The organism is Christensenella sp., assembly GCF_034927525.1.
In the GTDB taxonomy this organism is placed as follows: domain Bacteria; phylum Bacillota; class Clostridia; order Christensenellales; family Christensenellaceae; genus Christensenella.
In genome coordinates this window covers 1-4,038 of sequence record NZ_JAYFPU010000357.1, presented here as the reverse complement: position 1 = coordinate 4,038, position 4,038 = coordinate 1, and the positions used below count along the sequence as shown (strand labels likewise).

The following is a 4,038-nucleotide window of genomic DNA, read 5'->3' as shown; positions in this document are numbered from 1 at the left end:
TTAAATATTGATAAAACTTATCTTTGCCAAGCGCGTCAGATTGAAATGCCTCCGCAATACTACAGTGACTTTGTACAGCCTGCATCATATTCTGCGTGCCATGTGCAGCGCTGCAGGATATCTTTTCACCATCGATGACCGCAGAACCTGTGCACGCATACTCACCCGCAGCATTCTCGTTCATAGCGGCCGCAGCGGTAAACAGCCCAAAGATGCTGCCCGGCTCATAAGGTGTCGCTGTGATCGCATTGACTGACAGCGCCGACAACGCCGCCGCATCATCGCGCGGCGGATTGTTGAGATCGAACTGCGGGATGTTGGCCATCACAAGCACTTCTCCCGTCGCCACGTCCATAACAAGCCCCTGTACGCTGTCAGGCGAGTGATCAGTATACAGTGCACTGCAAGCATCTTCTAAGATGCTCTGCGCCATTTCATCGATCGTCAGCACAACGCTTTGCCCGTCCTGCGGATCGATCAGCATTTCCTGTCCGTTGGGCACGCCGCTTCCGTCCTTTGCAGTCTCCGTGACCTGACGGCCCTGACGGCCTTCAAGAATGCTGTTATAGCGTTTCTCTATTCCCGTCTGCCCTGCTCCGTCCTGTGTCGTATAGCCGATCACCTGCGATGCAAAATCCTTATTGAGATAAAAACGCTTTACATCCTCGATCAGGCTGACGCCCTTCAGCTTCATATTCGCGATTTCTTCGGACTGCTCGGGCGTGATCTGCCGTTTCAGCCAGATTTCTTTTTTCTCAGTGTTTGTTGCTTTTGCATATACATCCTCGCGCGGCATTTCCAAAATGCGCGAGAGCTCGTCTGCCACCTGGTCGGCATTTTCCGCCTTCGCGATCGCTTCTGGCTGGAGTGCGACCGTATCCGCCGCGGCACTCTGCGCAAGCACATACAGGTTGCGATCAAAAATCGTTCCGCGCTTGGCGTCAACCTCCACATCCCGCGTCCATTGCTTCTGTGCTTTTTCCTGCAGCCATTCTCCCTTAAATAAAGACCAATATCCCACTCGTGACATGAGCAGGATAATCAGTACAGACATTATAATTAGTATGACCAGTAATCTTTTTCTGGTTACCAGTACCCGTGACGTTGACAATGTTTACTCCTGTTTAATTCTGGAACCATCCTTTGATTGTATCCAGAATCGTATTGATAAAACCTGAAAATCCGCTTGCAGCAGCATCGCCGTTCGCTTGTGCCCCTTGCGAAATATCTGTGCTTCCTTCCGCCGTCAGAGCATCCTGCACCGTAGACGTCTCAGGCACATCTTGCACTGCTGCTTCCGGCTCCACAAAGACGATCTGGCTGTCCTTCGGTTCAGACATCCCCATTGCAGCCGCCTGCTGACGGATACTGCTTAAGTCTTCACGCAGCGAAACTTCCATTTTTGCCTTATCAAGGTCTTGTGAAAGCGATCCGATGCGCGACTCGATCTGCGCGTTCTGATAATTCAGGTTGCTGATCTGCGAATAACGGATCAGTATCCCCGCCAGTACGGCAAATACCACTGCGATCAGAATGATCGTGGAAACGACCCCTTTTCTTTTGGGCGCTTCATACTCCACCGCGATCGGCTTCACGCCATGATATGCGGTTGCATCCGTTGTTTCCACCATATCGAATCCATGAATGGGTTTACGGCGCGGCTGCGCCGGTCTTTTCACCGGACGTTCGTATGCTCTTTCATAATCCCGTTCATACGCGGGCGCTGCCGCTCTCTGCTGCATTTGTCCGCTTCTTCTGCGTGCCGCCTGCTCATACGGGGAACGGCTGTAGCCATATCCACCCGCTGGAGTGCTCACCTCATATGCCGGGGTCAGCTTCCTGCCGCCCACAACGTTTTTGACGCCTCTTTGACGAACCACTTCACGCGCATCATAAGCATCGCGCCTTTGCTGCTGTTGCTGCTGCGCGCTGCGTGCCGCTTTTTGCCGTTGCTCCTGCTGTCTTGCGCGTTCATACTCCATGCGTTCTTCATATGCCTTTTTGCGCTGCATAGCAATCTTACGCATATTGTAAGCCTGCATGTCAGTGATCCTGCCCATGCGCTGCTGTGCGCTTATATTCGCCGTATTATCGCGCGGTATTCTGATTCTTTCGTAATTATGCGCCTTTTGCGGTATTGCATTCATTTGCTGTCCCTCTTTGCTATCTCTTTTCCACTACCCGCAGCTTAGCACTGCGCGCTCTCGGATTTTCGTTTAATTCCTGTTCTCCCGGAATGATTGGTTTTCTTGTAACGAGTTTGATCTGGCTTGTTTTCCCACATACGCATATCGGGAAATCTTTCGGACACTCGCAGGGATCGAACAACTTTTTAAAGGTCTGCTTGACGATCCTGTCTTCTAAAGAGTGGAACGTGATCACCGCAAGCCTTGCCCCGCTGCTCAGCGCCTCCACATAGTCTTCAAGCGCCTGTCCAAGGCCTGCAAGCTCGCCATTTACTTCAATGCGTATTGCCTGAAAGCTTCTCTTTGCAGGATGCGGCCCCTCGCGGCGTGCCGCAGCCGGTATCGCATTCTTGATGATCTGTGTAAGCTCCTCAGTTGTGCCTATCTCTTGTTGCGAGCGGGCTTCCACAATAAACTTTGCAATGCGTGCCGCCCATTTTTCTTCTCCATACTCGCGCAATATCCGCGTCAGCTCATTCTGCGAATATTCATTCACCACTGTTTTAGCGCTCAATGTGTTATCCCTGTTCATTCTCATATCAAGCGGCGCATCCTGCTGGTAAGAAAATCCCCGTCCCCCCTCGTCTAGTTGATAGGAGGAGACTCCCAAGTCGAGTACAGCGCCATCGATCTTTTCGATGCCATTTGTTTTAAGAACTTCCATGATGCTTTTGAAATCATCATGGACAAACAATATGTTGTCTTCAAACTGTTCCAGTCTTTTTTTGCAACGCTCGATTGCGGCCGTGTCTTTGTCGATCCCGATCAGTCTGCCATCCGGCAATATCCGCTCAAGGATGCCCTGCGCATGTCCGCCGCCGCCCATCGTCCCATCTGCCACCGTCTGCCCGTTCTTAAGGTTCAGAGCGTCTATCGTCTCCTGATAGAGGACGGGGACGTGCCCGCCTTGTCTTGTCATATTCCAAGCTCCGCCAGTTTTGCAAGCGTTTCTTCATAGTCTTTGTAAGCACTGTCGTTATATTCCGCCCAGCCTTCCTTAGACCATATCTCGGCTCTTGTCATCACGCCGATTATCACCGTTTCCTTCACTGCGCCGATATGGTCACGCAGGCGCTGCGGCAGCAATATCCTGCCCTGCTTGTCGCCCTCGCATTCACAGGCGCTCGCAAACAGCATACGCGTGAAGCTTTGTGCTGCAACGTCCGATACCGGCAGGTCTTTGAGTTTACCGGCGAAGTTTTCCCACTCTGCTGTAGAGAACACAAACAAGCATTTTCCCACGCCTTTCGTCACGATAAAGCTCTCGCCCAGATCGTCGCGAAATTTCGCGGGCATAAATACCCTGCCTTTGGCATCTAGATTGTGTGAATATTCTCCAATCAGCATGACCGTCGCAAACTCCTTTCACCACTTTTAACCACTTTGCACCACTTTTAATCAAATTTTAACACTATCACACCCATTATGCAAGTATTATTCAATGAAAATAATAAACAAACGCAAAATATAAATTTTGCGTTTTTTTGTATTCCTATCACGTTTTTTAACGACTGATCAAACGATTCGTTTCAGTTTGAAATCGAGGTAGTCTGCCGACACCAAATTATAGTTTACCGTACCTACCTTTAAGTCTGTCAGGCGGATGTTTTTCAGTATCTCTCCGTGCAGATGTCCAAACACAACTTCTGCCACACCATATTCCTGCAAGATAGCGTTGAACTCCGTATCCCGCACCCCCTCATAGATCGGCGGGAAATGCATCATGACGATCTTTTTCTTATCCTCATATTTCTTTGCACTGTCAAGCGACATCTTAAGCCGCATCTTTTCACGCTCATATATCTTGCGGTCGTTTTCACCAAAACTGTTGTCCTGCGGAAACGTCCAACCC

General features: G+C 50.3%; 4 protein-coding genes and 1 pseudogene. All 5 read right to left on the bottom strand.

What is annotated here, in order from left to right:
• A partial coding sequence (locus VB081_RS14235; protein ID WP_323401439.1) for a penicillin-binding transpeptidase domain-containing protein occupies nucleotides 1-1,054 on the bottom strand: 1,054 nt, incomplete at its 3' end.
• A 70-nt stretch (nucleotides 1,055-1,124) separates the two neighbouring features.
• Nucleotides 1,125-2,147, bottom strand: a complete 1,023-nt coding sequence (locus tag VB081_RS14230; RefSeq protein WP_323401438.1) for a hypothetical protein — start codon at nucleotides 2,145-2,147, stop codon at nucleotides 1,125-1,127.
• A gap of 16 nt (nucleotides 2,148-2,163) precedes the next feature.
• Nucleotides 2,164-3,105 carry a 16S rRNA (cytosine(1402)-N(4))-methyltransferase RsmH gene (gene rsmH, locus VB081_RS14225; protein WP_323401437.1) on the bottom strand — a complete coding sequence of 314 codons (942 nt, stop codon included), beginning with the start codon at nucleotides 3,103-3,105 and terminating at the stop codon, nucleotides 2,164-2,166.
• Nucleotides 3,102-3,533 (bottom strand): division/cell wall cluster transcriptional repressor MraZ, encoded by a 432-nt coding sequence (gene mraZ / locus VB081_RS14220; RefSeq protein WP_323401436.1) that lies wholly within the window; start codon nucleotides 3,531-3,533, stop codon nucleotides 3,102-3,104. The genes rsmH and mraZ overlap by 4 nt, the downstream gene beginning before the upstream one ends.
• Nucleotides 3,534-3,701: 168 nt before the next feature.
• A pseudogene (locus tag VB081_RS14215) lies at nucleotides 3,702-4,038 on the bottom strand (metallophosphoesterase); the annotation flags it as partial.